The sequence below is a fragment of the Paraburkholderia sp. genome (assembly GCF_036488795.1).
Classification (GTDB): domain Bacteria; phylum Pseudomonadota; class Gammaproteobacteria; order Burkholderiales; family Burkholderiaceae; genus Paraburkholderia.
The window spans coordinates 1-26,838 of the sequence record NZ_DASXHA010000135.1; the positions used below are offsets into that span (position 1 = coordinate 1).

A 26,838-nucleotide genomic window follows, 5' to 3' on the forward strand; every position below is an offset into this window, starting at 1 on the left:
GCCTCGACTACGCGTCGCTCAAGGAAGTGAAACCGGATCTCGTCTATTGCTCGGTGACCGGCTTTGGCCAGACCGGCCCGTATGCGCAGCGAGCGGGTTACGACTTCATCATTCAGGGCATTGGCGGTTTCATGAGCATTACCGGCGAGCGCGACGGCCTGCCGGGCGGCGGTCCGCAAAAGGCCGGCGTGGCGATTGCGGACCTGATGACCGGCATGTATTCGACTGTCGCCATCCTCACCGCGCTGGCGCATCGGGACCGTACCGGCGAAGGCCAGTACATCGACATGGCGCTGCTGGACGTGCAGGTGGCCATGCTGGCCAACATGAACTCCAATTTCCTCGCCAGCGGCCAGCCGCCGGTGCGCTGGGGGAATGCGCATCCGAATATCGTGCCCTACCAGACCTTCCAGACCAGTGACGGATGGATCATCGTCGCGGTGGGTAACGACGGCCAGTTCCGCAAGTTTGTCGAAGCCGGCAAGCGCCCGGAACTGGCGGAAGACGAGCGCTTCGCCACCAATCCGGCCCGCGTGCGCAATCGCGACACGCTCGTGCCGATCCTAGCCGCGATGGTCCGCACGCTGGGCAAGGATGAGTGGATCGCCGCGCTGGAAGGCGCCGGCGTGCCGTGTGGGCCCATCAACGACCTGGAGGAAGTGTTCGAGAACGAGCAGGTGGTGGCGCGCGGCATGCAGGTGCACCTGCCGCATCCATCGGGCGGTACCGTGAAGCTGGTGCGCAATCCGATCAACATGAGCGGCACGCCGCCCGTGGCCCTGTCCCATCCGCCCACGCTCGGCGAGCACACCGAGAGCGTTCTGCGTGAGGTACTCGGTTACGACGATGAGAAGCTTGCCGCGTTGCGCGGGCAATCGGTGATTTGAGGCGGGCGGTACCGGAGCTGTCAGGAGCCCCGCAGACAGTGGAAACACCCCCGGCACTTCCGCCCACGCAGGCTACTGGAACACCCGTCCCACCCCCACGCCACGGGGATCGGCCGCAGGTTGCGGCGTCGTGCCATCGACGCGGATCAACTGCACGTCGCCGTTGAACGACTGACCCTCCAACGTATAGCCCAAGGCCTTCAACTGATCGGCCAGATCGCCGGTGATCGGATGGTACGGCTCCCAGTAGATGGTCTTCTGCGGCAGCAACTGGTGATGAAACCGCAGCGCGGCCAGCGCATCGGTGGGCGACAGGCCGAAATCGTAGATGTCGGTCATCACCTGGAAAATCGACGTGAAGATCCGCGAGCCGCCCGGTGTGCCGATCACCAGCGCCACCTTGCCGTCCTTGAGAAGGAGCGTCGGCGTCATCGACGACACCGGCCGGCGCCCCGGCGCAATCGTGTTGAGCCCATCGGCCGTCCCGCCTGAGGGGTTCGTCGCGGCAGGGGTGATGTCGAAATCGTCCATTTCGTCATTCAGCAGAAAGCCGCCGCCGTCCACCACTACGCCCGCGCCAAACGAGCCGTTCAGCGTGTACGTGTTCGACACCGCATTACCCCACTTGTCGACCACGGAAAAGTGCGTCGTCTGCGGCTTTTCCGCCGTCGTGCCACCGGCTCCCGCGCCGAGCCCCGGTTTGACCGGCGCTGCGCCCGGCACTTCGTCGGGACTGACTTCGTCGGCGCGCGGCCCGAGGTAGGCATCGTCGATCAGCCTCGCGACCGGTACCGGCGCCGCATCCGGGTCGCCCATGTATTGCTGGCGATCGGCGAACACGCGGTCCTCAATCTGCGCGATCAGGTGAATATACGGCGCGGAATTCAGGTCCAGCCCAGCGAAAGCCGGCTTCAGATCCGCCTTCATCTTGAGCATCTGGATCAGACCGACACCGCCCGAACCAGGCGGCGGCGCCGTGACCACGCGGTAGCCGTTCCAGTCGGCGGTCAACGGGTCGCGCCAGAGCGCCTTGTACTGCTGCAAATCTGGCTTCGTGATGAGCCCGTGCCCGTACATCTGTGCGGCGATCAGATCCGCCGTGTGGCCTTCGTAGAACTCACGGCCGCCGTCGCTGGCGATGCGCGAAAGCGTCTGCGCCAGTTCCGGCTGCCGGAAACTGACGTCCGCCTTCAGGTTCGAGAAATACGCGTCGAAGTTGGTCTTGCCCGCAAAGCCCGGCGCGGCGGCGTCATGAATTTTCTGCAGTCGCGCATCGACCTTGAAGCCATCGGTCGCGTAGTGGATGGCCGGGGCCAGCACCTGTTTCCACTTCAATTTGCCGAAGCGCCGCTGCGCCTCCCACATTCCGTCGACAGTGCCCGGCACGGTTGCTGCGCGATACCCCACCACGCTCATGCCGGGAACCGGCTTGCCTTTGTCGTCGAGGTACATCTCGCGGGTCGCCTGCTGCGGCGCCCGGCCGAGGTAATCGAGAAAATACGGTTTGCCGTCCACGTAGAGCGTCATGAAACCTCCGCCGCCCAGATTGCCGGCGTCGGGATAGGTCACGGCGAGCGTGAACGCGATCGCCACCGCGGCATCTACCGCGTTGCCGCCCTCGGCGAAAATCTGCTGCGCGGTATCGGCGCTATAGCGATCCGGCACGGCGACCGCCGAGCCGTCCAGCACCGGCTTCGGCTCGGCCGTTTTCGCGAGCGCCGGAACGCTGGCCGCGAGACTGCCCATGAAGCCGGCGACAAGCGCCGCGCCTGCGGCCGCCAGCTTCAGTGTGAGGGGTACAGTCCTGCGCATGGAAGCTTCCTTTCAACAGATTGCGGATTCTGCGAGGCGCCTCGTGGGCCGCCGCGACGGTCGCATCCTAAGGTGACGGCCGACCTCTCAACAAAGCGATTTACCTCCTGTTACAGCATGCAACAGAGCGTCGCGACCAGGAAAAAACGCGCGGAACCGCGCCCATCGTTGGCTGGACGCCGCACTCGGTCTGCCGGAAGGGTGGTCGTCAGGTAGAATTGACAGACAAGTGAGCGCATTGCGCGCCCTCGACCGACTTTCTCCATCTCGCATGAATACCGAACGCAACGACGCGCCAGCGGCATCCAATTTCATCCGCAACATCATCGACGACGACAACCGCTCCGGAAAGTGGGGCCAGCGCGTGGAAACACGTTTTCCGCCCGAGCCGAACGGTTATCTGCACATCGGTCACGCGAAGAGCATCTGCCTGAACTTCGGCGTGGCGCGCAGCTACGGCGGCGTGTGCCATCTGCGCTTCGACGATACGAATCCGGAAAAGGAAAGCGTCGAATACGTCGAATCGATCATCGACTCGGTGAAGTGGCTCGGTTTCGAGTGGACTCAGGACGACAAGGAACAGCTCTATTACGCGAGCGATTACTACGACAAGCTCTACGAATTCGCCGAGCTGCTGATTCAGCGCGGCAAGGCGTACGTGGATAGCCAGTCGGCCGAAGAAATGCGCGCCAACCGCGGCTCGGCTACCGAGGTCGGCACGCCCTCGCCGTTCCGCGAACGTTCGGTGGAAGAGAACCTCGATCTGTTGCGCCGAATGAAGGCGGGCGAATTCCAGGAAGGCGAGCACGTGCTGCGCGCGAAGATCGACATGGCATCGCCGAACTTCAACATGCGCGACCCGGTCATCTACCGCATCCGCTTTGCGCACCACTACCGCACCGGTGACAAGTGGTGCGTGTATCCGATGTACGACTACACGCACTGCATTTCGGACGCGCTGGAAAACATCACGCACTCGCTGTGCACGCTGGAGTTCGAAGATCACCGTCCGTTGTACGACTGGATCCTGAACGAGCTGGCCGAAGCGGGAATCTTCACGCGCCCGCTGCCGCAGCAAATCGAGTTTTCGCGTCTGAACCTGACATACGCCATCACCAGCAAGCGCAAGCTGTTGCAACTCGTGACCGAAGGCCACGTGGACGGCTGGGACGATCCGCGCATGCCCACCATCGTCGGCGTGCGCCGGCGCGGTTTTACGCCGGAGGCAATCCAGCTGTTCTGCGAGCGCATCGGTGTCACGAAGGTCGATTCATGGATCGACATGAGCGTGTTCGAAGGCGCGCTGCGCGACGATCTGGACGACAAGGCGCCGCGCATCGCCGCCGTGCTCGACCCGCTCAAGCTGATCATCGACAACTTCCCCGAAGGGCTCACCGAAGAGTGCAGCGCGCCCGTCCACCCGCATCATCCGGAACATGGCACGCGCCTGTTCCCGATTTCGCGCGAACTGTGGATCGAACGCGATGACTTCACCGAAACGCCGCCCAAGGGCTACTTCCGCCTGTTCCCGGGCAACAAGGTGCGCCTGCGCTACGGCTACGTGATCGAATGCACCGGCGCGGACAAGGACGAAAACGGCAACGTGATCGCGGTCCACTGCAATTACTTTCCGGACAGCAGGTCGGGCACGGAAGGCGCGAACAACTACAAGGTCAAGGGCAACATTCACTGGGTCAGCGCGGTTGGCGCCTGCCCGGCTGAAGTGCGCATCTACGACCGGCTGTTCAAGGAACCGCAGCCCGACGCAGGCGGCCGCGACTTCCTCGAAGCGCTCAATCCGGATTCGAAGCGGGTAGTCAACGCGTACCTGGAACCGGGCGCGCGCGACGCGCTGCCGGAACAACGCTATCAGTTCGAACGGCACGGCTACTTTGTGGCCGACCGCGTCGACTCCAAGCCGGGCAAGCCTGTTTTCAACCGCATCGTGACGCTGCGCGACAGTTGGGGCAAGCCAGCGTAAGCTGGGCTGGCTGACAACTATCGGACGCGCACATTGTGTGTACTCCTGAGGCCGCGAGCGCGCCGCGCCCGTGACCTCAGGCCAGTTTGTGGCACAACGGTCCATCGAAAGTGACGGTGCGAGCACCGCTTCGGGGAGGAACGATGAGGTTTGCAGCCCGCCATCCGTCATGCGTACGCAGTGCGCTGGCCGCGCTCGCGGCGGCATGGCTCGCGTGCTCCGCGCACGCGCAGGAACTCACCGGGACGCTCAAGAAAATTCACGACGACGGCGTCGTGACGCTCGGTGTGCGCGAAGCGTCGATCCCGTTCTCCTATTTCGACGGCAACGGCACGGTGGGCTATTCCCAAACCATCGCACTGCAGATCGTCGATCAGATCAAGAAGTCGCTCGGGCTGCAGGAATTGAAGGTACGCGAGATCACGGTGACGTCGGGCAACCGCATTCCCATGTTGCAGAACAACCAGATTGATCTGGAATGCGGCTCCACCACGCATACACACGAGCGCGATAGCGAAGCGGCTTTCTCCAATAGTTTCTTCCAGTACGCGGTGCGGATGATCGTGCGCCGTAAAAGCGGGATCACCGACTTTGCGGACCTCGCCGGCAAACCGGTGGTCACGACGGCCGGCACATCCGACGAGCGCCTGTTGCGTCAACTGAACAGCGAGAAGCATCTGAACATGCGCATCACGAGCGCCCGGGATCATCCGGATGCGTTTGCCGCACTAAAAGATGACCGCGCGGTGGCATTCGTGATGGACGAGCCGATCATTTACGGCTTCAAGGCGACCGACCCGCACCCCGACGACTTTCTGGTGACGGGCACGCCACTCGGCTATGAGGTGTATGCGTGCATGTTCCGCAAGAACGATGCACCAATGCGCGACCTGGTAAATGGCGTGGTCGCGCGGATGCAAACCTCGGGCGAGGCCGAGCGTCTATACAACATGTGGTTCACGCAGCCCATTCCGCCACACGGCATCAACCTGAACTTCCCGCTGTCAGAGTCGAACCGTGCCCTGTTCGCTCATCCTAACGATCGCGCGCTGGACTGATCACCTGAGGCGAACTGCCGCCCTCACCTTCTCGCAACGTGCGATGCAGTTCGACCAGCGACAGCGTGGTCTCGAAGAGTCGCGTCAGACTGCGGCTTGCGTAGCGTTCGACCTCGAGCGGCTCGGTCCAGCGATAGGCGTCCATTTCGGGAATCAGGACGCCGTCCGAGCGGCGCGGAAACATTGACGTGCACACGCAACCCGACAGATCGAGTTCGTCGGCACGAGCACGCGCTGCGAACAGATGCAGGTCCTTGTCGCGCCGGTAGACGAACAGGCCCAGATCCTTCAGGCGCGCTGCGTCAATCACCATGCCGGTCTCTTCGACCATTTCACGCAGCGCCGTGACGTGCGGTGCCTCGCCTTGCTCGCCGTGTCCTTTGGGAATGTCCCAATGAGACGTCTCAGTAGCGTGCGCGAGCAGGACTCGCCCATCCGGGTCGAGCAGGATGACGCCGCAAGAAACAATGCGTCCGCTCAATGCTTCTTCTGCAATTGCCACGCGCCGCTGCCTTCACGGCAGAACTGCGGGCGAAGCGTCATGGATTGTCCTTTCGCGTTCAGCACGACGGTGGTGTCGCGACAGGTGCGCGTGCCTTCCCTGCCCGTGCTTTGCGGCGTGATCGTTGCGTCGATGCGCACGCTGTTGCCGGTTCCTTCGTTGACCCAGGTAGCGGCTTCGCCGTCCTGCTTGTCGTCCAGGGCGCTGAATACGGCCTTCTTGACCGAATCGATGTCGCGCTGCTTCATATAGGCGATCGGTGTGTCGTTGAGAAAGCCAAGATTTGCTGCCTGAGCACACATGGCTGCGGCCAGCAGCAGTCCGCCCACCGTCACGTGAAACAGGGCACGGGTTCGCATCGACATGGGTCGTTCTCCTCGGAAGCTGGTTCGGGTGGTCATGAAGCGGTTCGCGATCTGGACCTGAAAAGAATAGCACGCCACCCGCCGGATAGTCGCCCGAAGCGTCCGCCCGACGCGTCGGCCTCACCTCACACCGCGGCCAGCGAGCCTACCCACCCGCGCTGCTCACTTAAGACACGAAGCGCGTTTTCAGACTCGTCTCATGGTCGCTCGCACGACCGCTCCATAACATTAGCTGTCTCGCACGACACTTTTGTGCGCACCACCCTTCGCAGTTCCCCCATGGATCTCTCATTCGCTCTCAAGTCGTTTGCCGTCGTGCTGGCCATCTTCGCCGTCGCGCTGGTGCCGTTCTTCGTGCGCCGCGACCCGGCGCCGGTGCCCAGCATCGTGCGCATCGAGCCGCTGCCACATCCGCAGTGGCCGGCCGTCATGACCCGCGTGGGCACCGTCACATTGCTCGCCTCGTTCGTGCTGCTGATCGGCGGCTGTTATCTGTTGCTTAATGGTTAGGCTGCCGAATTGATTTCGGCGTCCTCGGCGAGCTGGGCCAGGCATATCGGCATAGTCGACCGGCAGATACAAGCGACGGGCGCGTTTGTCGCGGGAGCTGACTTCTCTCTTGCGGACATTCCGGTCGCCCTGTCGATCAACCGCTGGTTCAGCACGCCGCTCCAACACCCGCGGTTTCCCGCAGTGTCAGACTATTTCGAGCGTCTCGCGAAGCGGCCCGGCTTCCTCGCTTACTGCAGGAACGGTTCGCCGTAAGCATGTAATGAGGCACGGCCCGAGACACGGCGGTGCCCGCGCAGGCCCGTAGCGCGGCACGGCCGTTGTCGCGCCGCGCTTCGCCGGCTTTGCGCGTGGCCGGAATCGGCGTCCCGGGCGTGTAGATTGCTATGCTCCGCAGTTGTATCCTCAAAGCAGTGCGGGAGCGTCGCGCGCCCCGTCAACCGGAAAGCCATTAGCATGAAACTATCGTTGCCGCCCCAAGGGCGGCCCAACCGCGTGTACCCGCCGGGTGCGCCCAGTTTGCATGGCCTTGCGTCGGTGATCACCGGCGTCGTGGTGGTCTGCGGGCTGTATTTCGGCCGCGCGGTCCTGATTCCCATCACGCTGTCCGTCTTGCTCAGCTTTCTGCTTGCGCCGCTGGTCGCTTCGCTGCGGCGTCTGCACATGGGCCAGTTGCCGTCGATTTTCATTGCGGTGTTTTTCGCTCTGGCCATCGTGCTGGGCGCGGGCGCGCTGATCGGCGCGCAAATCGTCCAGCTGGCGGCCGATCTGCCGCAATACCAGGTGGCGATCGAACGGAAGATCGAAACCGTGCAGGAAAAGACCGTCGGCCGCGCCGATGTCCTGCTGGGCAAGGCCGCCATTACCTTGCAGCGGGTCGCGCCGTCGCGGCCGGCGGCGCCGCGCAGTTTCAGCAAGGCGAACCGCAATGCGCCTCAGCCGCCGCTGCCCGTCGAAGTGCACGAGCCCGCCCTCACGCCGATGCAACTGGCGCAGCGCGCCTTTTCGCCCGCTGTCGCACCGCTCGAGACCACCTTCATCGTGCTGGTCGTCACCATCTTCATCCTGCTGCAGCGCGAGGATCTGCGCGACCGTCTGATCAGTCTGTTCGGCTCGCGCGATCTGCATCGCACCACGACCGCCATCAATGACGCCGCGAGTCGTCTGAGCCGCTATTTCGTCGCACAGCTCGGCCTGAACCTGAGCGTGGGCGCGGTGCTGGCGGTGGGGCTCGCGGGCATCGGCGTGCCGGGGGCGCTGCTATTCGGCGTCGTCGCGGCGTTGCTGCGCTTCGTGCCGTATATCGGCATCTGGATTGCCGCGCTGCTCGCGGTGTGTCTCGCCGCGGCCATCCAGCCGCAATGGACGATGGCGGTCTGGACGCTGATCCTGTTCGTCGTGGTGGACCTGGTTGCGGGCCAGGTGGCCGAGCCGCTGCTGTACGGTCGACGCTCGGGGCTTTCGCCACTCGCGGTCGTCGTCGCGGCGATTTTCTGGAGCTGGCTGTGGGGCCCGGTCGGGCTCGTGCTGTCGACGCCGCTCACACTGTGCCTCGTCACACTGGGCCGCTATGCCGACCGTCTGAACTTCCTGACCATCCTGCTTGGCGATCAACCCGCGCTTACGCCGGCCCAGACGTTTTATCAGCGCCTGCTCGCGGACGATCCCCATGAAGCCCTCGTGCAGGCAGACCGTCTGCTCAGTGAGATGTCGGTGATCGATTACTACGACCAGGTCGCGCTCGAAGGCTTGCGCCTCGCACGCAACGACGCGCTGCGCGGCGTGCTGACGCCCGAGCAACTGGCGCGTTTCAATGAGGCGGTGGTGGATATCATCGAAAATCTCGAGGCGATAGAAGGCGCAGCCGACCGTGGCGCAGCGCCCGAAGCGGCCGACAGTGCAGCGCCGCCCGAGCGCACCGAACCGCACTACAGTGGCGGCGCCGACGCCCCGGACACGCTAAGTGCTGCGAACGACGCCGTCGTGTTGTGCATCTCGGGACGCGGCGCGTTCGACGAAGTGGCCGCCGCCATCGCGGTGCAACTGCTCGCGCGACAAAACGTCACGACGGTCGCGACCACCTATGAACAGTTTCGCAACGCGCGCAGTGAAAGGAAACAGACGGACGGTGCACCGATCATCTGCATTGTTTCGCTGGATGCCGCCGAATCGCCGCCGTATCTGCGCAATCTGTTGCGGCGCATCCGCAATCAGCCGGCGCCATCGACGATCATTGTCGGCTTCGGCGGACAATCGGAAGGACAGTCTGAGATCGGCATCGTCAGCGGCCATCGTAATGCGACGACGTTTCGCGGCTTGATCGAGGAATGCCGCGCCGCTGTTGCGGCGACAGTGCGCCCCGAACATGTCCAGGGCGCCGCTTAGTCGGCGCACGGAGCGATTGCACGGCCCATGGGTCTGCCCTATGCAGGGATGGCCCGTGTGATCGCGCCTTGACCACGACGAGCCGCGTTCAAGGCGGCGCCAGCGGCCAGTACAATAAGCGTCACGTCTTCGCCCACCTCGCGACACCGCCATGCAGCATCTGAAATACCTCAGTGCCTATCCCGCCACGCTACAGGACAAGGTGCGCCGGCTGATCGCCGAACAGCAGCTTGGCGCGTATCTGGCCGAGAAGTATCCGCACCGGCACACGGTGCAAACCGATCGCGCGCTTTACGAATATTGCGCGGACCTGCGGCGCGAATTCCTGCGCAGCGGGCCGGCTATCGACAAGGTCATCTACGACAGCAAGCTCGACGTCTTGCGCCACGCGTTGGGCCTGCACACGACGATTTCGCGCGTGCAAGGCGGCAAGCTCAAGGCGAAAAAGGAGATTCGCATTGCCTCGCTGTTCAAGGATGCGGCGCCCGAGTTTCTGCAGATGATCGTCGTGCACGAACTTGCTCATCTGAAGGAAAGCGACCATAACAAGGCGTTTTACCGTCTGTGCGAGTTCATGCAGCCCGGCTACCATCAGACCGAATTCGACTTGCGGCTTTATCTGACGCATCGCGATCTGCTGCGCGGGCAATGAAAAACCCCGCAAAGCGAGGCTTTAACGGGGCGTGTCGCTGCGGCCGAAGATCGCCGCACGGATAGATGGCCCCCCCACGAGGAATCGAACCTCGATTTCAGGTTTAGAAGACCCGTGTTCTATCCGTTGAACTATGGGGAGGCGAAACTGGAATTTTAACCGACCGGGCAGCACTTGCCCGGGCGTATGTTGCGGTCAGCGGCCGCTGCAACCGACGCAGGGGGCGGATTATAACCGATCATCCTGCGCCGCCCACGCCGCTCAATCAGCCGCCCGGCCGCTCATGACCCGGTCTTAAACCGGTTGCGGGTGCAGCATGAACCAGCCCAGACACACGATGCCTGCGAGCACGCAGTACACGCCGAAGCTCGCCAGCCGGCCGCGGCCTTCGAAGTAGCGCATCAGGAAGCGCACGCTCAGATACGCGGCGATAGCGGTCAGCACACCGCCGAGCAGCGCGTCGCCCAGTTGGCCTGGCGCGTGAAACAGCTTCGGCAATTCGAGAATGCCGGCCGCGAAGATGATGGGCGTGCCGAGCAGGAACGAGAACTCGGCAGCCTTTTCGGCTGTCAGTCCGGCGGCATTGCCGGCGATCATCGTCAGGCCGCTGCGCGAGAAACCCGGAATCAGCGCGCCGATTTGCGCCAGCCCGACGAAAAACGCCTGGCGGAACGTCAGCTTTTCCGGTGCCTGATGCGCACGCGCACGCTGCAGGCGGTCGCCGAACCACAGCAGCACGCCATTGACGATGAGTGCGATCGCGACAATACGCAGATCGTGGAACAGCCGTTCGAGCCGCTTCTCGAGGATGAGGCCCACCAGACCCGCCGGAATCGTCCCGATGATCAACGCCCACATCATGTGACCGTCGTCGTTGCGGCGGCCGCCGAGCGACGCGAAAAAACCGCCTACGAGCGCGATCCAGCGCTTGCGGAAATACCACAGTAGCGCGAGCGCGGTACCGAGGTGCAGCGCAACGAGGAACGGCAGAAGCTGCGGCGCATGTTCGTCAATATGCATGCCGAACAGCGCGGGCACGAGCAGGGTATGGCCGAGGCTGCTGACCGGGAACAGTTCAGTGACGCCCTGCAGCACGCTCAAAAAAATCAGAAACGACAAGCTCACGCGGCGGTCCTCTTAACAGGTGGGGAATCAGGGGCAGCACGCGGCATGGGTAAGCCGGCGCCTCGAAGCGCCCCGATTATGCCTGGCCGGTATGTCAGCGCCAAGCTTTTGAGCCACCTTTGGGAAAATTTTGACGCGCTGCGTCACAACTCGAAACGGATGTTACGTAGCGGAAAGACTCCGGCGCGCCCCCGCGGCGAGTCCAGAATCCAGGTGCGAGGCAGATGGAAAATCACTCCGCGCTACAGAGAGCCGCAGGTCGGATCGCGACGGAAAGTTTAGCGTTCGAGCTTGAAGAAGAAGTACACAGTGCTGCCGGCGAACATGCCGAACAGGGCCACGGCCATAGCGGTCGCGAGATCCATTGCGCCTCCGGAATCGGTGGGGCCCAGCGGCTGGAATGCCGGGCATTCGTCCGAATTATCGGCAAGCTGACCGGTGGCGCGAACCCGCAATTTCCCCAGAAGGGTTTCCCCGTAGCGCAAAGCGGCGCAAAATCGGCGACACGCCGTGCCTTCGTCACGGCGCTCCTGGATCAACAACCGCTCCTCAATCTGATCGCCCAACATGCCCCAATTCCAGCATCAGGACATTCTCGAGATCGCGCACGGCGCCTCACTGCTTCGCTTCGCGCCGCAAGCCGGCGGCCGGCTACTGTCATGGCACATCGACGGTCAGTCGGTGATCCACTGGCCCGACGCGCCCGACTGGAGCCGCGCTGCGCACATCCGCGGCGGCAATCCGCTGCTGTTTCCGTTTCTCGGCCGCCATCGCGTGGATGGCCAGATCGGCCGCTGGCGCGACGCGCAAGGCACGGTGCGCGACCTGCCCATGCACGGCTTCGCGCGCGACCTGCCGTTTCAGGCCAGCGTCGATGAAGAAGGCGCAGGCATCCGGATGACGCTCGCCGACAGCGAGGCCACCCGCATCGCCTACCCGTTCGGCTTTCGCTTCGAAGCGGTGTACCGGCTCGCCGACGCTCACACGCTCGACGTCGAACTGATCACGACCAACACCGGCGACACCGCGCTGCCGTACTACGCCGGTCATCACTTCTACTTCTCGCTGCCGCACACGCAACGCGGTGAAACCGTGCTGGAGTTGCCCCGCACGAAGCTTTGCCTGCAACGGCCGGACGGCTCGATCAGCCCAGCCGAGCCGGGCAAGGCGAGCTATACGCTCGACGAAGCGGACATTGTCGACCGCTTCCATTGCCTCGACGGCGCGCCGCAGCGGCCCGTGCGGATCATCGAGTCCGGTCTGAAACGCACCATCTCGATCGACCTGCAACGCCCGGGCTCGGTGCCCTGGTACGCGGTCACGACGTGGACCGAAGCGGCGGAATCGGACTTCTATTGCGTCGAGCCCTGGCTCGGCCTGCCCGATGCGATCCACAACGGCCTCGGCCTGCGCTGGCTCGAAGCCGGCGAATCGGAAACGGCGGCGCTGCGCATCAGCGTCGGCGCGCTCGACTGAGACACTGCCTGGGCGGCGGCCACGCCGGGCGGCGCGGCCGCCCTGGCACGCGCCCTGCTGGACACCTCGCGCCCGCAGGTTTCGCGTGCTGCAATGCAAAACCGTTAGAATCGAACGCTTTGCCATCTGCCGTGTGATCGGGATCGGCGCGCGGTGGCGCTTTGCGAGGTCCAATGTTGGGAACAAGAAGAATACGACAGCTCGCCTGCACGGCGTTGCTGGCAGTCCTCGCCGCGTGCGGGTCTGCGCCGGTGGGGCCGGGGTACTATCGAGTCGAACGGGGCGATACGCTGTACAGGATTGCCCACAGCAGCCGGCAATCGGTGCAGAGCATCGTGCGCTGGAACAATCTGTCGAATCCCGACAGCATCGAAGTCGGCCAGGTGCTGCGCGTGGCTCCGCCCGGCAACGCGGCGCCGGTCACGGCGTCGACAGGCGGTTCGCGTGGCAGCAGCCGGAGCAGCGCGGCGTCGGCGCCAGAGCCGCGTAGCACGCCGGCGGAGGTGGCACCCTCGCCCGCTCCGGCCTCGTCGATCTCGCTGATCTGGCCGGCCAACGGCACGGTCATCCGCCGCTTCGACGGTTCGAACTCGAAGGGCATCGACATTGCCGGCAGCGCAGGGACGCCGGTCGTCGCGGCGGCAGCAGGCACGGTTGTGTATGCGGGCAATGGGCTGCGCGGCTACGGCAACCTGTTGATCGTGAAGCACAACGCCGACTACCTGACCGCCTACGCGCACAATCGCGCGCTGCTGGTGAAGGAAGGCCAAAGCGTGACGCAAGGCGAGAAGATCGCCGAAATGGGCGACTCGGACACCGACCGCGTCATGCTGCACTTCGAACTGCGTTACGAGGGTCGCTCGATCGACCCGTCGCGCGCACTCCCGGCGCGGTAAGCCGTGCGGCAACGCGCGGCAACTTAAGAGGAATCTCAGATGAAGACTGGATGGAAACCAACTGCCGCCGTGGTGGCGGCAAGCTTCGCGGTCCTGACGCTGGCGAGCCTGGGCGGCTGCGCCAGCTCTACCAACATGACCTATCTGCCGAGCGGCGACACCGGCTTCGCCATCAATTGCAGCGGCAGCGACGCCAGCGAGAGCTGGGCCGAATGCTATAAGCGCGCGGGCGAAGTTTGCGGCGCGTACGGCTACGATGTGGTTTCGAAGGACGTCGACAATGGCGCAACCTCCGGCGGTTCGATTGGCGGCATCTTCGGTGCCAACGTCAAGAATCGTTCGATGGTGGTTCGCTGCAAGCAGTAAATCACCCCGTTTTTCAAAATCCCGCTTGCAAAAAAAAGCCCGGCTCGAGGGCCGGGCTAACGGGGGTTCGGCGCATATCGGTAAAGGACCGGTTCACCATGCGCCAAAACCGAATCTATCAACGTGATCAGGCCCATGCAATAGGTTAATTTTGTCACAAATGTGACGCGGCGCACGGTGTACGCATTCCGTGAACTGGAAATAATCTAAAAGGCGAATTAAAATGAGGTGCAGGCCACATATAAAACGCCTAGAGCTCCCTGCCCCGGATCCGGCACGCCATCCGGACAGCCTTACTGGCATTGACTCTCATGGCCGGCCCTCGCTTTTTTCCGCCATTCGCGCCAATTAAAATGTCAAATCCGGAATCAACCGCCTTCCGATTATAACGACTCGCACTTCTTGGTGCGCCAACGCACCCTTCAGTGGCTTTATTGGCATTCCGCGTCACGCGAATTGTTTTTAGCTCCAGTTTATTCAGATTAATTCGCACCGCGCGAATTAACTGATCCGCCAAAATCCGCCAGACTAAAAAGGTGTTTGCGCTTTCTCCCTATCAAAGCACGCGCAGACCCAGTTCCGTCACCAGCACCGCGGCCTGTTGATGCGAAATGGTGGCGCCGCGAAACAGGCCCGCGTCGACGAGGCGCACGCCGCTCAGGTCGACGAGGCGCAGATCCGCGCCGTCGAAGCGTGCGCCCTTCAGGTTGGCGTCCTTGAGGCTGCCGCCTTCGAAGACCGCTTCCCGGAAGTCGGCGCCGGCGAGATCGGCATCGGAAAAATCCAGTTCCTGCAGGGTGGCTTTGCGAAACGACAGGCCGCGCAGGTAAGCGCCGACCAGCAAGGTCTCGGCGAATGTCAGGCCCAACGAGCCGCACTCCTCGAAGTTCGCCCCCGTCAGCTTGCAGCCCCGGAAAGCGGCCGATGCCAGCTTGGCGCGGCGCCACACGGTGTTGTTGAGATCGCTCGACTGGAACGCGGCATCCACGAGATCCGCGCAGGCAAAATCCGCCTGCCGGGCGCGGCAGCGCAGCCAGCGGGTTTGCGTGAGCACCGCGCCGAAAAACGAAGCCTCGACGATCGTGCAGCGATGAAACTCCGCGCCGCGCAGATCGAGCCGCGCCAGATCGGCACCTTCGAAATCGCAGTCTTCGAAACGAAGCGGCTGTCTGGCCGCGCCGATCAACCGTTCGACGTCTTGCCGCGAGAGCGTCGCAGCGGCGACGCTGTGAATATCGGAAGTAGGCGTCGTAGAATCCAGTGACATGAGAAGGTGTTCCAGTTGCTCCGGCGCGTGCCGGTCCGTCCACGATGAAGGACAATCAAGGCCAAAACGACAAGCCTACCGGAACACGCCGCTACCGTGGCGCGATCTCCGATGGTTTATAGTGACGGCCGCTTGTCTGAAACCTCGCCTACGCCGATGACTTCGAACGACGCCAACCATAGCCCGCTCTACCTCTCACTGCTTTCGGAAACCGCGAAAATCGGCTGGTCGGAACTCGAACAGTTCTTTGCCCGCGGCATCCTGCTGCATGTCGCACGCGATCTCGATCTGGTGAGCGTCGCCGAAGCCATCGCCAGCGACGACACCACGCAAGTCGCCCAATGGTTATCCGCGGGCCTCGTCGAACGCGTGCAGGCCGAAACCGCCGCCGATTACGCCGCGCGCGACCCGGATCTGTGGGCGGTGGTCGTGTCGCCCTGGGTGTGCGTACAGGAGCGCGGTTGAGCGGTACCGACAGCCCGGATGGGACCGTCGAGCGGTGCCTGGCTGACCCGCTGCAGGCGGTTCCCGCGTCGCCGGCGCGCTGGCATCGGCGCGTCCTCGCGCTCGCATTCCCGATTGTCCTCGCCAACCTGACCCAGCCGATCCTCGGCGCCGTCGACACCGCCGTCGCCGGTCATCTGGAGGGCGCGTCCTACCTGGGCGGCGTCGCGCTCGGCGGACTCTTTTTCAACTTCGTCTTCTGGGGCTTCGGCTTCCTGCGCATGGGTACCACCGGGCTTGTCGCGCAGGCCTGGGGCGCCCGCGATCACGCCGGTCTGCGAGACAACATCGTGCGCGCGCTGCTGCTGGCCGGCGCGATCGGCGCGGCGGTGCTGCTTCTGCAAACACCGTTAATAGGCTACGCATTGCGCGCCCTCGGCGGGAGCGCCGCCGTGCAGCAGCAGGCGCAGTTGTATTGCCACGCACGGATCTGGGCTGCGCCGTTCGCGCTCGCCAACTATGTCGTACTCGGCTGGCTACTCGGCACCCAGCGGGTGCGGCTTGCGCTTCTCGCGCAGGTATTCATCAACAGCGTCAATATCGCGGCCGTGCTGCTCTATGTGTACGCATTCAAATGGGGAGTCGCGGGCATCGGCGCCGCCACGGCCAGCGCGGACGCGCTCGGCTTTGTGCTCGGCGCCGCGCTGTTGTGGCATCTGCGGCCACGCGGCCTCGCCCCGCTGAGCCGTGCGGCATTGTTCGATGCAGCCGCGTTGAAACGCCTCGTTGCGCTCAACCGCGACATCTTCCTGCGCACGCTCTGCCTGCTGGGGTCGTTCGGCTGGTTCGCGCATCTGGGCGCCCGCCAAGGCGATACGACGCTAGCCGCCAACGCGCTGCTGCTCAATTTCCAGACCTTCATGGCGTATGGACTGGACGGCTTCGCGCATGCGGCGGAGGCATTGGTCGGTGCGGCCATCGGCGCGCGTGACCGTCATGCGTTCAGACAGGCGGTCAAGGTGACGATGCTCTGGTCGGCGCTCGGAGCGCTCGGCTTTTCGCTGATTTATTGGGGCGCGGGCGCGTGGATCATTGAGCGGCTGACCGATCAGGCCGCGGTACGTGCGAGTGCCGAAGCTTATTTGCCTTGGGCTGCGCTGTCGCCGGTGATTTCAGTGTGGAGCTTTCTGCTCGACGGCGTGTTCATCGGCGCGACCCGTACGCGCGAGCTGATGGTGTCGATGGCGATTTCGTTTGGGGTATTTCTCGCGGCGTCGTGGGCCTTCATGGCTGTGCACGGCAACCACGGTCTGTGGGCCGCGCTGCTGGTCTTCATGGCCATGCGCGGCGCCACGCTGATGCGGCTGTTGCCGCGCATCGCGCACGGCATTGCTCGGGCGCCGGCCGTGAGCGGGGCGCCCGGCTGAAGGTCGTGGCCGTGTCCGGACAGCCGCAGCCGTGCAGTTACCGCTTGAAACAAGCGCATACATATGACGCGAGGTGCGCACTCTAGAATGAATGCAGCCCGCGCTCTCCGCGCGAACAGTCTGCGCGGGTCAGAAGCGTCGGCGTGCCCGCGGCGACGCTTCGCCTTTTCTATTGCGCGCTTTCCGTTGACGTTTCATGCGCCGCTGAGCGGCGTCACCGCCGCGCCGGCGCTCTCGAGTTATTGCGGAGCGGCTTGCTGCGGCGCGCCGAGTGGCTCGGCGGGCGCGTTCATCATGGACGGTGGGCGGTCGTCGGTCGGCACGCCGTGATAATCAGGTGGATCTTTCGGGGGCGGACCATGGTGGACGGCCGCGGGGTCGTTGGTGCAGCCTGCGAGGACCGCCGCAACACATGCAATCAGAAGAACGCGATTCATAGACTCTCTAAAGGAAACATAACAACGGCGTGCGCCGAGAGTCTACCTGTAAAGGCTTGTGCACAGCAGCGAAGCGGACTAGACCTGCCGGCCTCGCACGCGGCATAAGCGCGCGGCGCGTGCTAGCGCGCCCGCGTTGTACGTTGCACCCTCCCTTCGCCGCCGCGTGACCTACTATGTATTGATGGCTGCAATCGTCAAAGGAGGCTGCCATGGATGCTGAATCGATCGCGGGTTTCGTCGGCCTGGGTATAGGGCTGATCGTCCTGATCGGACTGTCGATTTTCGAATCGCGGACCTACCGGCGCGAACATGACGGCGAAGGAATGATGCACCACTGGTTGTCGGAGCATCACGTGCTCAACCGGATTCGTCGAAGACATTAGCCCGTCATTCAGGCGTTGAATCTGGACTGCGGCGCTGCTTCGTTTGGGCCGCACGTCCGGTCTGCCTTGATATGCCGCTTTGTTGCTGGTTTGGTTAGCGGCACGCAGTAGTGTTGCCGCTTGAAACGCCCGCATCCCCTCTCCAAAGCGTGCCGCTTCTCCCACAAAACATCCCCCTTGGCATAGACGCGGTGTTTTCGCATTTCGCGATTGACGGCGGTGAGCAAGGCCAGATAGAATCTCTGATTCGTCGGAGCGTAGCGCAGCCTGGTAGCGCATCTGATTTGGGATCAGAGGGTCGAAGGTTCGAATCCTTTCGCTCCGACCAATAGAATCAAAGGGTTACACGCCTATGCGTGTAACCCTTTTTCTTTTCCAGCCGCCGTGTGACTTACTTTCAACAGCGGCCATTTCTCACGGTTCAATGACCGAAGTAAATCGAGCGCGTGCTGGGCGCGATCGCCGCTGCCGGGGCACCCGATGCCGACGAGCCACTCTCTACCCCGCCAACACCGCTGGACGATTCGCCTTGTTGCGCGGCGACCCGTGCTTCGGCCGCCTGAATCTGGGCCGGATAGGTCGCATCGTTGCTCGACGCAGGGTTATAACCGGCCTTTTCGAGTTGCACGAGTTCGGCGCGCACTTGTGCGCGGGTGACAGGTTGATTCGACTGGGCGAACGAAGCAATTGGAGCGGCCAGAACAGCGGCAATGGCAACGGCCTTGATGAGCGATTTCATGATGACTACCTCCAGAGATTGTTTTGCACGAAGCTGCAAGCAGTGTTGTTTGCAGCCGGTGAATACAGTCTAGGAAGCCAGGAACCCAGGGTAAATACCTAAGTTTTGAAATCACTTTTCTCGCAAAGCTCACAATGGGGATGGCCCGCAGGCACGAAGCTCCAACCCTGTCAGTCCGCCAGGAAGGGACCTGGTCAACAGGCACGGAGGACGCTACAGACGTAGCTGATAAACAGTAGAGCAGATGTGGGCCGGTTCAGCCCACCATTGCCGGAAGAGGCATTTCCGGAGAGATCCTGAACATCTGGAACCGGCTTGACTTCGATTGTCACGGCCCCACGAATATCGAATCGGGCTTATATCTTCGCGGCCGTTATGTGCGACGTGCAAAAACGCGTGCAAGCCTGCCCTCATCAAGAGCAAGCTTGCAGTTCCATCAAAGCGACGCTCGCCATCAGCGGTTATCGCATAACCTGCGGGCTGCGGCGGCAACTGCCTGCAGCCGCGGTCTCACCGCCGCGTCCGGCCGAACTCGTAGAGGCTGCGCCGATCCAGTTCGCCAATCACGCGCTTGCGCGCCGACTCTCTGCGGTAATGCGCCACCGCAAAAGCCAGTGCGACCACCAGCGCCGAAAACCCGATCACCGAACCCAACACAGTCGCGTCCATAGCGGCCTCATTTCAGAAAGTACGGTGACCGCTAGCAGAGCTTGAACTGGATGGGCTGCTTAATGATGACCGTATTGAACCACCGGCACCGAGTACGAACTCACCGCCGAGCTGGTGCGTTCACTCGCCTGCGACGTGCCGTTGCTGCCAGCCCCGTAACCGCCGTTATCCGCTTGCCCGCCGGCCTTTTCTGCAGCGACGCGAGCCTCAGCGGCCTGAATGTTTTCCGGGTAGTGCATCCAGTCGTTCGGGTTGTAACCAGCCTTTTCGACCCGCGCCAGATCTGCACGCACTTCAGCGCGCGTCAGCGGTTGCTGGTCCGACTGGGCAAACGCGGCGAGCGGCGCGGTAATTAAGGCAGCAATAACAGCAGCTTCGATCAGCGACTTCATGATGACGACCTCCGGGATTATTTTGTCCGGCGCCACACCCACCTTGGTGTGCAACCGATGACGAGAGTCTAGGAGTGCCCGACCCTAGGGTAAATACCTATATCCCGAAAACACTGTTGTGAAAAGCCGCACAATTGAGATAACGCCGGGGCGCTCCGCCTTGCTGTCACGTGCCTCGCCATGCAAAGTGATACAAAGACGGCGGCGCCCACAGGCGCGCCTCTCACCAACAAGGAGACACGCATGAACCTGATCCTGTGGCGTCACGCCGAAGCCGAAGACAGCGCCCCCAGCGATCTCGCCCGCCAGTTGACGACGCGCGGCCGCAAGCAGGCGCAAGCCATGGCGAAGTGGCTGCGGGCCCGCCTCGAGGAGGATGCCGTGATCCTCGTCAGTCCCGCCACGCGCACCGTTCAGACGGTCGAAAGCCTCACTGATCAATACCGCGTGATGCGCGAGCTCGCGCCCGGTGCGAGCGTCGACGACGTCCTCAATGCCGCCGGCTGGCCGGAAGGCATCGCGGCGACGGTGGTGATCGTCGGGCATCAGCCGACGCTCGGTCAGGTGGCGGCGCGGCTGCTCGCCCAGAGCGATGTCAGCTGGTCGGTAAAGAAAGCCGGTGTGTGGTGGCTTTCCGGGCGCGGGCGCGATGTCGTGCTGCGCGCGGTCATCAGTCCCGACCTGCTCTAAGTGCATCTTCGCCGGCCCGGCCCAACCTTCATTTCGATCACGCAAGGCTTACGGCACGTCATCTAATAGTCACGTGTTTGCCACGCGAGCGTCACCAGGCGTTACTACATTGGCGAAAAAGTGAATTTCTCTTTTTCGACCAGGAACGCCACATGCAAGATCTGCCGACGTCCTCCCTGTTGCTCGCTTCGAACGTCGAGACGCGCCGCCGTCTGCCGCGTGCCGAAGAAACGGTCACTGCCCAACACCGGTTGCAAGTGGCCTGGGCGCGGACCGACGACGAGCTTCGCGAAGCGCAGCATCTGCGATATCGCGTCTTTGCCGATGAAATGGGGGCACGCCTGACAGGCCCTGCAGGCCTCGACGTCGATGCATTCGATATGTACTGCGATCATCTGCTGGTGCGCGATCTCGACACGCTGAAAGTGGTCGGCACCTATCGCGCGCTGCCGCCGCATCAGGCGGCACGCATCGGGCGTCTGTATGCGGAAAGCGAGTTCGACGTGTCGCGCCTCACGCATCTGCGCGCCAAAATGGTGGAAGTGGGCCGCTCGTGCGTGCATCCGGACTACCGCAGCGGCGCAGTGATCATGTCGCTGTGGGGCGGTCTGGCAGCGTATATGTTGCATAACGGCTACGAGACGATGCTCGGCTGCGCGAGCGTCGCGATGGCCGATGGCGGCCACTATGCCGCCAATCTCTATTGCGGCCTGCGCGACAGCGCCATGACGGCGCCGGAATACCGCGCGTTCCCGCATACGCCGCTACCCGTGGACGAACTGAAGACGGGCGCGGATGTCGCACCGCCGCCGCTCATCAAAGGCTATCTGCGGCTTGGGGCGAAAATTTGCGGCGCACCGGCATGGGATCCTGATTTCAACACAGCCGACTTTTTGACCCTGCTGCGCCTGTCCGAGATCAATGCGCGTTACGCACGCCATTTCCTCGGTGACGCGCTGCCAGGTTAACCGGACATCGGCAGGCTGCGCGCACATCAGCACGCGCATCAAACGAAACAGCCCGGCAAGTCACTCTGCCGGGCTGTTTTTTCGAGGCATGAAAACCGTCGACGTTTGATCAGTCGTCCGTATAAACGACCCGATACGGGATACCGACCTTCTCCCACTCCGCCGCCTCCTGAATCAGGCTGTAGTCGGTCAACGGGTTATTCGCCACCCATTCGTTCGGCAGACGCACTTCATAGCCGTTGTTCACGCGCGACACGGAGATGCCCGGCAAACCGACATCCGCACGGCGCCGGCACAGCAGCGCGGCAAGCCGCAGACAGAACAGCAGCGGCCATTCCACCTCACGCGTTTGCGACAGCTTGCCGAGCTTGCCCGCATGCCCCAGCACGAGCGCCGCGAGGCGTGCCTGATCGGTGCGGGAAAAGCCGGGCATGTCCGCGTTGCTGGCGATATACGCCGAATGCTTGTGATACGCGCTGTGCGAGATCGACAAGCCGATTTCATGCAGCGATGCAGCCCAGCTGAGGAACATGCGATTCTCGGCGCGGCGCTCGGCGTCCGGTTCCTCGAACTGATCGTAGAAGCTCACAGCCAGCTCGCCAATCCGCCCCGCCTGCGCACGATCGACGCCATAGCGGCGCATGAAACCCTCCGCCGTGACCGTACGCATGTCTTCGTGCTGCGAACGGCCCAGCAGGTCGTATAGCACGCCCAGACGCAAGGCGCCGTCAGTGGTGTCGACGTAATCGACGCCCAGTTCGTCGAACACCGCCAGCATGATCGACAGGCCGCCGGCCAGCACCGGAATGCGGTCCGCCTTCAGCGCGATCAGTTTCAGCCGGTTGACGTTCTCCGCCTTGATCAACGCGCGCTTCAGCCGTTCCAGACCGCCGCGCGAAATGCCGTGCGTGATGCCCGCATCGTTGAAACCATTGGCCTCGACCAGCTCGGCCAGCGCGCGCGCCGTACCCGAGGAGCCGATGGCCTGCTCCCAACCCGTCTTCTTGTATTCGCTGGAGATAATCTGGATTTCGCGGCCGGCAGCGAGTTCCGCCTGGCGCATCGTGTATTCGTCGACGTTGCCCGCCGGGAAAAAGGCCCGGCTATGGCTCACGCAACCGATATACAGGCTCTCCATCTTGATGGGCGTGTAATGCGAGCCAATGATGAATTCCGTCGAACCGCCGCCGATGTCCACCACCAGCCGCTTGCCCGGGCTGGCAGGCACGGAGTGTGCGGCGCCCGCATAAATCAGACGAGCCTCTTCGCGTCCGGCAATCACTTCAATCGGGAAACCGAGTGCGGCTTGCGCCTCGCCGAGGAATTCGCCGGCATTCTTGGCGATGCGCAGCGTATTGGTGGCAACCGCGCGCACGTGATCCGGGTGGAAGTCGCGCAGCCGCTCGCCGAAGCGCTTGAGTGCGTCCCATCCGCGCACCTGCGAGGCGCGGTCGAGCATCTTGTCGCTCGACAGGCCCGCGGCGAGCCGCACGGACTCGCGCAATGCGTCGACCTGGTAGATCTGGCTGCCCGCGTCCGTTTCTTCGACGCGGCCCACGATCAGCCGGAAGCTGTTGGAGCCGAGATCGACCGCGGCAAGCAATTGTGGAGTGTTGACCATCGAGTGTGCGGACTCCATGCGCGCAAACGCGGCAAACTTGCTGCCGGCCGCGCTGTGAAAAGGTTCCATTTTAAGCGTACCGGACCTCACGATGTCACCTTCACGATAGTGGCGTGCGTTATGGTCCCATACGGACTGCGTCATCTTTACGACATAAGCCGAATACAGCGTAGAATTTGTGACAATTCGAATGTCATAAGATCGTCATCATACTGTGAGAATTTCCGAGCGTCTTTACGCCTCTTTACCCGACCTTCCTGTCCCGCTGCCGATGTCCATCCGCTACCCTCTTTTGAATCGCGAACTGGGCATTCTGGGTTTCAACGAGCGTGTGTTGGCGCAGGCCGCCGATCCTGCCGTGCCGCTGCTCGAACGCCTGCGTTTCATCTGTATCACCAGCAGCAACCTCGACGAATTCTTCGAAGTCCGCATGGCCGGGCTGCAGGAGCAGATGCGCGACAACCCCGGCGCACTGTCGCCGGACGGCATGTCGCTGCAGCACGTGTACGACCTCGTGGTCGAGCGCGCGCAGAGGCTTGTGCATCGACAGTACACGATGCTGCACGACACCGTGCTCTCCGCCCTCGAACACGAAGGCATCTATTTCCACGGCACCGAAGCGTGGAACGAGGCACAGACAGAATGGGCGCGCGCCTACTTTTTCAATGAACTGCTGCCTGTGTTGACGCCGATCGGCCTCGACCCCGCGCACCCGTTCCCGCGCGTGCTCAACAAAAGTCTGAACTTTGTCGTCGAACTCGAAGGCAAGGATGCCTTCGGCCGCCAGGCGCTGATGGGCATCGTGCAGGCCCCGCGCGCACTGCCGCGGCTCGTGCGCATGCCGCAGGAACTGTCGGGCTATCCGCATGGCTTCGTGCTGCTCAGCTCGCTGCTGCAGCGCTTCGTGGGCGAGCTGTTTCCGAGCCTCGTGGTGCGCAGTTGCAACCAGTTCCGCATCACGCGCAATAGCGAACTGTTTGTCGACGAGGACGAAATCACCAATCTGCGCGTCGCGCTGCAAGGCGAGTTGCCGGCCCGGCATCTGGGCAACGCGGTGCGTCTGGAAGTGTCGGCGGAAACGCCGGCGCATCTGGTGCGGCGCCTGCTCGACGAAAGCGAGCTGTCCGACAAGGACTGCTACTTCGTCAACGGCCCCGTCAATCTGGTGCGGCTGATGCAATTGCCGGAGATGGTCGACCGGCCGGATCTGAAATTCGTGCCGCACATCCCGAGCATTCCGTCGCAGATCGCCAATACCGCGAGCCTGTTCGATGTGATCGATCAGGGCGACGTGCTGCTGCATCATCCGTATGAGAGCTTTCAACCGGTGCTCGAGCTGCTGTTGCAGGCAGCGAAAGATCCGAACGTGATGGCGATCAAGCAGACCATCTACCGCACCGGCACCGATTCCCCGCTGATGGACGCGCTGATGCAAGCCGCGCGCAACGGCAAGGAAGTCACGGTGGTGGTGGAACTGCTCGCGCGCTTCGACGAGGAAACCAACATCAACTGGGCGGCACAGCTCGAAGCGGTAGGCGCGCACGTCGTATACGGCGTGGTAGGTCACAAGTGCCACGCGAAGATGATGCTGATCGTGCGGCGCGTCTCCGAGAACGGCAAGATGACGCTCAAACGTTATGCCCACCTCGGCACCGGCAACTATCATCCGCGCACCGCGCGTCTTTACACCGACTTCGGGCTGATGACAGCCGACCAGAAGATCTGCGAAGACGTGCATCATGTGTTCCAGCAACTGACGGGCATCGGCGGCGAGTTGACGCTGCACGAGTTGTGGCAATCGCCCTTCACGCTGCACCCGAAGCTGGTCGACGCAATTCGCGCCGAAGCGGAGCACGCGCGCGCCGGCAAGAAGGCGCGCATCGTCGCGAAGATGAACGCCCTGCTCGAGCCGACCGTGATTGCCGAGCTGTACGAAGCATCGCAAGCCGGTGTGAAAATCGATCTGATCGTGCGTGGCGTGTGTTCGTTGCAGCCCGGCGTGCCCGGGCTGTCGGAGAACATCACGGTCCGCTCGATCGTCGGGCGCTTTCTCGAGCATCATCGCATCTACTACTTCTACGACGGCGGCAAGGAACAGGTCTATCTGTCGAGCGCGGACTGGATGGATCGCAACTTCTTCCGGCGTGTCGAAGTATCGTTTCCCATCAACAACCGGCGTCTGAAGCGGCGCGTAATCGCCGAGGGTCTGTCGGCGTTTCTGGGTGACAACACCGCCGCGTGGCTCATGCAAAGCGACGGGCACTATCGGCGGCGCCGCCCCGGCAAATCGTCCCGCAATGCGCAGATGAGTTTGCTGACGAAGTTCTGCTCTTGAGGTTCGCCAGCAGCACGATGTTGACGCCGCATCAAAAGACCCGCCTGAACAGGCGGGTTTTCGTTTATGCCGGCGCTGATTGGCAACGCGCGGTGCGAAACACCGGGAAGCGCACGGTGAAGGTACTGCCGCGCCCTTCTTCGCTCTTCACTTCGAGTTGTGCGTCGTGCCGTTGCAGCACGTGCTTGACGATGGCAAGGCCGAGACCGGTGCCGCCGGTGTCGCGCGAACGGCTGCGGTCGACACGGTAGAAGCGCTCGGTCAGCCGCGGGATGTCGGCGGCCGGAATGCCGAGGCCGCTGTCGGTGACGGAAAACACCGCGGAGCCGCTGGTCTCGTGCCACTTCACGTGAATCTTGCCGCCGTCCGGCGTGTAGCGAATTGCATTCGTCACGAGATTGCCGAGCGCGCTGAGGATTTCCGTCTCCATGCCGGTGACGGTCAGACCCTCGTCGAAATCGAACGTGAAGCGATGATGATCGCCGGACAGATTGTCCGCGTCGTCGCGCAAGTGGCGCAGCACCGCGCGCATGTCGATCATATGCTCGCTTGGCGGCTTGTTGTCGCCTTCGAGCTTGGCCAGCACCAGCAAGTCGTTGACGATATGCCGCATGCGTCCTGCCTGCTGCTCCATCAGTTCAAGGTAGCGGTTGCGCTCGGCTTCGCTGAGCGGCAGCTCGCGCATCGTCTCCAGAAAGCCGGACAGCACGGTCAACGGCGTCTTCAGTTCATGCGAGACATTGGCGACGAAGTCACGCCGCATGGCATCGGTACGTTCAAGCTCCGTGATGTCTTGCGACAACACCAGCTTGCGATTCTCGCCATACGGAAACACCTGCACCGACAACACGTTCTGGCGCTTCTCGCCCATCCCGCGCATGATCAGCATCTCTTCGTAGCGGTGCGAATTCAGGTAGCGCACGAAGTCCGGCTGACGCACCAGATGCGTGATGTGCTGGCGCAGATCGCGCTTTGCATCGAGCCCGAAGTGAACTTCGGAGATCGCATTGCACCATTCGATCTGATCGTGATCATCGAGCATCGCCACGCCGTTCGGCGAGGCCTGGATGGCCTGAATGAAACGCGAATGCTGTTGCTCGACCTGGCGCACCTGCGCATGCCAGCGCTTCGCGAGCTTGTGCAAACGGTAGTAGATTTCGCCCCAGATGCCCGGCGCGCTGGGCACTTCGCCGTACACCGGCGCATCAAGGAGGCGCCACAGACGCTGCTTGTGAAAGGTGCTAAAGAAGCTCTGTGCGAGCAGCACGAAGACCGCGACGATCAGTGCCGTCTTGACGCTGACGAACACGCCAAGCGCCACGCACAGAACAGCAAGCAGCACGATCGACACAATGGAGCGCGCCCAGATGATGTTCATGTTCTAGCGATCGAAGAGAAGACAATGCGCGCCGCACACTGACGTTGCGGCGCGCCGATGATCAGGCGTT

The 26,838-nt window shown here is 62.9% G+C and carries 27 protein-coding genes, 2 tRNA genes and 1 pseudogene; 17 read left to right on the top strand and 13 right to left on the bottom strand.

Annotation, left to right across the window (positions count from 1 at the left end; all coding sequences use genetic code 11):
• On the top strand, nucleotides 1-887 hold an 887-nt coding region (locus VGH41_RS19595; protein ID WP_331599187.1), incomplete at its 5' end, for a CaiB/BaiF CoA-transferase family protein.
• A gap of 72 nt (nucleotides 888-959) precedes the next feature.
• Here the strand turns inward: VGH41_RS19595 and ggt are convergent.
• Entirely contained in the window at nucleotides 960-2,699 is a 1,740-nt protein-coding gene (gene ggt, locus VGH41_RS19600) for a gamma-glutamyltransferase (RefSeq protein ID WP_414696685.1), read from the bottom strand.
• A 271-nt stretch (nucleotides 2,700-2,970) separates the two neighbouring features.
• On the opposite strand from ggt, the gene VGH41_RS19605 reads away from it, so the two are divergent.
• Together VGH41_RS19605 and VGH41_RS19610 are read left to right on the top strand one after the other, a co-directional pair.
• Nucleotides 2,971-4,680 (top strand): glutamine--tRNA ligase/YqeY domain fusion protein, encoded by a 1,710-nt coding sequence (locus VGH41_RS19605; RefSeq protein ID WP_331599188.1) that lies wholly within the window; start codon nucleotides 2,971-2,973, stop codon nucleotides 4,678-4,680.
• A 143-nt stretch (nucleotides 4,681-4,823) separates the two neighbouring features.
• Entirely contained in the window at nucleotides 4,824-5,738 is a 915-nt protein-coding gene (locus VGH41_RS19610) for a transporter substrate-binding domain-containing protein (RefSeq protein ID WP_331599189.1), read from the top strand.
• Here VGH41_RS19610 and VGH41_RS19615 read toward each other — a convergent pair.
• Both VGH41_RS19615 and VGH41_RS19620 read right to left on the bottom strand, forming a co-directional pair.
• The gene (locus VGH41_RS19615) at nucleotides 5,716-6,219 is read right to left on the bottom strand and encodes an NUDIX hydrolase (protein ID WP_331599251.1); all 504 of its coding nucleotides are present in this window, start codon (nucleotides 6,217-6,219) and stop codon (nucleotides 5,716-5,718) included. The genes VGH41_RS19610 and VGH41_RS19615 overlap by 23 nt on opposite strands.
• Nucleotides 6,216-6,605 carry an RT0821/Lpp0805 family surface protein gene (locus tag VGH41_RS19620; RefSeq protein ID WP_331599190.1) on the bottom strand — a complete coding sequence of 130 codons (390 nt, stop codon included), beginning with the start codon at nucleotides 6,603-6,605 and terminating at the stop codon, nucleotides 6,216-6,218. The genes VGH41_RS19615 and VGH41_RS19620 overlap by 4 nt, the downstream gene beginning before the upstream one ends.
• Nucleotides 6,606-6,884: 279 nt before the next feature.
• On the opposite strand from VGH41_RS19620, the gene VGH41_RS19625 reads away from it, so the two are divergent.
• From VGH41_RS19625 to VGH41_RS19640, 4 genes and pseudogenes are all read left to right on the top strand, one after another.
• A complete protein-coding gene (locus VGH41_RS19625; RefSeq protein ID WP_331599191.1) occupies nucleotides 6,885-7,115 on the top strand; it encodes a hypothetical protein in 231 nt (76 codons plus the stop codon).
• A 12-nt stretch (nucleotides 7,116-7,127) separates the two neighbouring features.
• A pseudogene (locus VGH41_RS19630) lies at nucleotides 7,128-7,370 on the top strand (glutathione binding-like protein); the annotation flags it as partial.
• Between the two features lie 201 nt (nucleotides 7,371-7,571).
• Complete coding sequence (locus tag VGH41_RS19635; RefSeq protein WP_331599192.1) at nucleotides 7,572-9,500, top strand: AI-2E family transporter; 1,929 nt, start codon at nucleotides 7,572-7,574, stop codon at nucleotides 9,498-9,500.
• A gap of 151 nt (nucleotides 9,501-9,651) precedes the next feature.
• On the top strand, nucleotides 9,652-10,152 hold the full coding sequence (locus VGH41_RS19640; RefSeq protein ID WP_331599193.1) for a M48 family metallopeptidase: 501 nt from the start codon (nucleotides 9,652-9,654) through the stop codon (nucleotides 10,150-10,152).
• A 66-nt stretch (nucleotides 10,153-10,218) separates the two neighbouring features.
• Here the strand turns inward: VGH41_RS19640 and VGH41_RS19645 are convergent.
• The 3 genes from VGH41_RS19645 to VGH41_RS19655 all read right to left on the bottom strand — a co-directional run bounded on the left by VGH41_RS19645 (nucleotide 10,219) and on the right by VGH41_RS19655 (nucleotide 11,846).
• A tRNA-Arg gene (locus tag VGH41_RS19645) sits at nucleotides 10,219-10,293 on the bottom strand.
• 153 nt (nucleotides 10,294-10,446) lie between these two features.
• Complete coding sequence (locus VGH41_RS19650; RefSeq protein ID WP_331599195.1) at nucleotides 10,447-11,277, bottom strand: undecaprenyl-diphosphate phosphatase; 831 nt, start codon at nucleotides 11,275-11,277, stop codon at nucleotides 10,447-10,449.
• Nucleotides 11,278-11,555: 278 nt separating this feature from the next.
• Nucleotides 11,556-11,846 (bottom strand): hypothetical protein, encoded by a 291-nt coding sequence (locus tag VGH41_RS19655; protein ID WP_331599196.1) that lies wholly within the window; start codon nucleotides 11,844-11,846, stop codon nucleotides 11,556-11,558.
• Between VGH41_RS19655 and VGH41_RS19660 the strand changes: the two genes are divergently transcribed.
• The 3 genes from VGH41_RS19660 (at nucleotide 11,845) to VGH41_RS19670 (ending at nucleotide 14,015) form a co-directional block, all read left to right on the top strand.
• On the top strand, nucleotides 11,845-12,753 hold the full coding sequence (locus tag VGH41_RS19660) for an aldose epimerase (protein WP_331599197.1): 909 nt from the start codon (nucleotides 11,845-11,847) through the stop codon (nucleotides 12,751-12,753). The two genes, VGH41_RS19655 and VGH41_RS19660, sit on opposite strands and share 2 nt — an antisense overlap.
• 173 nt (nucleotides 12,754-12,926) lie before the next feature.
• Nucleotides 12,927-13,649: a peptidoglycan DD-metalloendopeptidase family protein gene (locus VGH41_RS19665; RefSeq protein WP_331599199.1), complete on the top strand. Its 723-nt coding sequence runs from the start codon at nucleotides 12,927-12,929 to the stop codon at nucleotides 13,647-13,649.
• A gap of 39 nt (nucleotides 13,650-13,688) precedes the next feature.
• Nucleotides 13,689-14,015 carry a hypothetical protein gene (locus VGH41_RS19670; RefSeq protein ID WP_331599200.1) on the top strand — a complete coding sequence of 109 codons (327 nt, stop codon included), beginning with the start codon at nucleotides 13,689-13,691 and terminating at the stop codon, nucleotides 14,013-14,015.
• A 556-nt stretch (nucleotides 14,016-14,571) separates the two neighbouring features.
• On the opposite strand, the gene VGH41_RS19675 is transcribed toward VGH41_RS19670, so the two are convergent.
• Nucleotides 14,572-15,282, bottom strand: coding sequence for a pentapeptide repeat-containing protein (locus VGH41_RS19675; RefSeq protein WP_331599201.1), 711 nt, complete (start codon nucleotides 15,280-15,282; stop codon nucleotides 14,572-14,574).
• Nucleotides 15,283-15,438: 156 nt separating this feature from the next.
• Here VGH41_RS19675 and VGH41_RS19680 point away from each other — a divergent pair, with 156 nt between their 5' ends.
• Both VGH41_RS19680 and VGH41_RS19685 read left to right on the top strand, forming a co-directional pair.
• Nucleotides 15,439-15,747 carry a DUF2288 domain-containing protein gene (locus VGH41_RS19680; RefSeq protein WP_331599252.1) on the top strand — a complete coding sequence of 103 codons (309 nt, stop codon included), beginning with the start codon at nucleotides 15,439-15,441 and terminating at the stop codon, nucleotides 15,745-15,747.
• 38 nt (nucleotides 15,748-15,785) lie between these two features.
• Nucleotides 15,786-17,153, top strand: a complete 1,368-nt coding sequence (locus VGH41_RS19685) for an MATE family efflux transporter (RefSeq protein ID WP_331599253.1) — start codon at nucleotides 15,786-15,788, stop codon at nucleotides 17,151-17,153.
• Between the two features lie 239 nt (nucleotides 17,154-17,392).
• Here the strand turns inward: VGH41_RS19685 and VGH41_RS19690 are convergent, their stop codons facing one another.
• A complete protein-coding gene (locus tag VGH41_RS19690; protein ID WP_331599202.1) occupies nucleotides 17,393-17,590 on the bottom strand; it encodes a hypothetical protein in 198 nt (65 codons plus the stop codon).
• 212 nt (nucleotides 17,591-17,802) lie between these two features.
• On the opposite strand from VGH41_RS19690, the gene VGH41_RS19695 reads away from it, so the two are divergent.
• Together VGH41_RS19695 and VGH41_RS19700 are read left to right on the top strand one after the other, a co-directional pair.
• On the top strand, nucleotides 17,803-17,976 hold the full coding sequence (locus VGH41_RS19695; RefSeq protein ID WP_331599203.1) for a hypothetical protein: 174 nt from the start codon (nucleotides 17,803-17,805) through the stop codon (nucleotides 17,974-17,976).
• A 251-nt stretch (nucleotides 17,977-18,227) separates the two neighbouring features.
• Nucleotides 18,228-18,304: transfer RNA gene (locus VGH41_RS19700), tRNA-Pro, on the top strand.
• Between the two features lie 93 nt (nucleotides 18,305-18,397).
• Here the strand turns inward: VGH41_RS19700 and VGH41_RS19705 are convergent.
• From VGH41_RS19705 to VGH41_RS19715, 3 genes are all read right to left on the bottom strand, one after another.
• Nucleotides 18,398-18,715, bottom strand: coding sequence for a DUF4148 domain-containing protein (locus VGH41_RS19705; RefSeq protein ID WP_331599204.1), 318 nt, complete (start codon nucleotides 18,713-18,715; stop codon nucleotides 18,398-18,400).
• A gap of 510 nt (nucleotides 18,716-19,225) precedes the next feature.
• Nucleotides 19,226-19,384, bottom strand: coding sequence for a hypothetical protein (locus tag VGH41_RS19710; RefSeq protein WP_331599206.1), 159 nt, complete (start codon nucleotides 19,382-19,384; stop codon nucleotides 19,226-19,228).
• Nucleotides 19,385-19,443: 59 nt separating this feature from the next.
• Nucleotides 19,444-19,776, bottom strand: coding sequence for a DUF4148 domain-containing protein (locus VGH41_RS19715; protein ID WP_331599254.1), 333 nt, complete (start codon nucleotides 19,774-19,776; stop codon nucleotides 19,444-19,446).
• Between the two features lie 243 nt (nucleotides 19,777-20,019).
• On the opposite strand from VGH41_RS19715, the gene sixA reads away from it, so the two are divergent.
• Nucleotides 20,020-20,466 carry a phosphohistidine phosphatase SixA gene (gene sixA, locus VGH41_RS19720; RefSeq protein WP_331599207.1) on the top strand — a complete coding sequence of 149 codons (447 nt, stop codon included), beginning with the start codon at nucleotides 20,020-20,022 and terminating at the stop codon, nucleotides 20,464-20,466.
• Between the two features lie 152 nt (nucleotides 20,467-20,618).
• Nucleotides 20,619-21,434, top strand: a complete 816-nt coding sequence (locus VGH41_RS19725) for a GNAT family N-acetyltransferase (RefSeq protein WP_331599209.1) — start codon at nucleotides 20,619-20,621, stop codon at nucleotides 21,432-21,434.
• A 109-nt stretch (nucleotides 21,435-21,543) separates the two neighbouring features.
• Here the strand turns inward: VGH41_RS19725 and ppx are convergent, their stop codons facing one another.
• Entirely contained in the window at nucleotides 21,544-23,124 is a 1,581-nt protein-coding gene (ppx, locus tag VGH41_RS19730; RefSeq protein WP_331599210.1) for an exopolyphosphatase, read from the bottom strand.
• 202 nt (nucleotides 23,125-23,326) lie between these two features.
• Here ppx and ppk1 point away from each other — a divergent pair, with 202 nt between their 5' ends.
• Complete coding sequence (ppk1, locus tag VGH41_RS19735) at nucleotides 23,327-25,390, top strand: polyphosphate kinase 1 (RefSeq protein WP_331599211.1); 2,064 nt, start codon at nucleotides 23,327-23,329, stop codon at nucleotides 25,388-25,390.
• Between the two features lie 64 nt (nucleotides 25,391-25,454).
• Here the strand turns inward: ppk1 and phoR are convergent, their stop codons facing one another.
• Entirely contained in the window at nucleotides 25,455-26,768 is a 1,314-nt protein-coding gene (gene phoR / locus VGH41_RS19740; protein WP_331599212.1) for a phosphate regulon sensor histidine kinase PhoR, read from the bottom strand.
• Nucleotides 26,769-26,838 lie beyond the last annotated feature (70 nt).

Bases quoted from the DNA above. Each gene is read 5' to 3' on its own strand.
- VGH41_RS19670 (WP_331599200.1), top strand. From the start codon at position 13,689: ATGAAGACTGGATGGAAACCAACTGCCGCCGTGGTGGCGGCAAGCTTC.
- VGH41_RS19660 (WP_331599197.1), top strand. From the start codon at position 11,845: ATGCCCCAATTCCAGCATCAGGACATTCTCGAGATCGCGCACGGCGCC.
- VGH41_RS19705 (WP_331599204.1), bottom strand. From the start codon at position 18,715: ATGAAATCGCTCATCAAGGCCGTTGCCATTGCCGCTGTTCTGGCCGCT.
- VGH41_RS19675 (WP_331599201.1), bottom strand. From the start codon at position 15,282: ATGTCACTGGATTCTACGACGCCTACTTCCGATATTCACAGCGTCGCC.
- VGH41_RS19680 (WP_331599252.1), top strand. From the start codon at position 15,439: ATGACTTCGAACGACGCCAACCATAGCCCGCTCTACCTCTCACTGCTT.
- sixA (WP_331599207.1), top strand. From the start codon at position 20,020: ATGAACCTGATCCTGTGGCGTCACGCCGAAGCCGAAGACAGCGCCCCC.
- VGH41_RS19715 (WP_331599254.1), bottom strand. From the start codon at position 19,776: ATGAAGTCGCTGATCGAAGCTGCTGTTATTGCTGCCTTAATTACCGCG.
- phoR (WP_331599212.1), bottom strand. From the start codon at position 26,768: ATGAACATCATCTGGGCGCGCTCCATTGTGTCGATCGTGCTGCTTGCT.
- VGH41_RS19640 (WP_331599193.1), top strand. From the start codon at position 9,652: ATGCAGCATCTGAAATACCTCAGTGCCTATCCCGCCACGCTACAGGAC.
- VGH41_RS19695 (WP_331599203.1), top strand. From the start codon at position 17,803: ATGGATGCTGAATCGATCGCGGGTTTCGTCGGCCTGGGTATAGGGCTG.
- VGH41_RS19655 (WP_331599196.1), bottom strand. From the start codon at position 11,846: ATGTTGGGCGATCAGATTGAGGAGCGGTTGTTGATCCAGGAGCGCCGT.
- VGH41_RS19710 (WP_331599206.1), bottom strand. From the start codon at position 19,384: ATGGACGCGACTGTGTTGGGTTCGGTGATCGGGTTTTCGGCGCTGGTG.
- VGH41_RS19620 (WP_331599190.1), bottom strand. From the start codon at position 6,605: ATGTCGATGCGAACCCGTGCCCTGTTTCACGTGACGGTGGGCGGACTG.
- VGH41_RS19725 (WP_331599209.1), top strand. From the start codon at position 20,619: ATGCAAGATCTGCCGACGTCCTCCCTGTTGCTCGCTTCGAACGTCGAG.
- ppx (WP_331599210.1), bottom strand. From the start codon at position 23,124: ATGGAACCTTTTCACAGCGCGGCCGGCAGCAAGTTTGCCGCGTTTGCG.
- VGH41_RS19690 (WP_331599202.1), bottom strand. From the start codon at position 17,590: ATGAATCGCGTTCTTCTGATTGCATGTGTTGCGGCGGTCCTCGCAGGC.
- ggt (WP_414696685.1), bottom strand. From the start codon at position 2,699: ATGCGCAGGACTGTACCCCTCACACTGAAGCTGGCGGCCGCAGGCGCG.
- VGH41_RS19625 (WP_331599191.1), top strand. From the start codon at position 6,885: ATGGATCTCTCATTCGCTCTCAAGTCGTTTGCCGTCGTGCTGGCCATC.
- VGH41_RS19665 (WP_331599199.1), top strand. From the start codon at position 12,927: ATGTTGGGAACAAGAAGAATACGACAGCTCGCCTGCACGGCGTTGCTG.
- ppk1 (WP_331599211.1), top strand. From the start codon at position 23,327: ATGTCCATCCGCTACCCTCTTTTGAATCGCGAACTGGGCATTCTGGGT.
- VGH41_RS19635 (WP_331599192.1), top strand. From the start codon at position 7,572: ATGAAACTATCGTTGCCGCCCCAAGGGCGGCCCAACCGCGTGTACCCG.
- VGH41_RS19605 (WP_331599188.1), top strand. From the start codon at position 2,971: ATGAATACCGAACGCAACGACGCGCCAGCGGCATCCAATTTCATCCGC.
- VGH41_RS19610 (WP_331599189.1), top strand. From the start codon at position 4,824: ATGAGGTTTGCAGCCCGCCATCCGTCATGCGTACGCAGTGCGCTGGCC.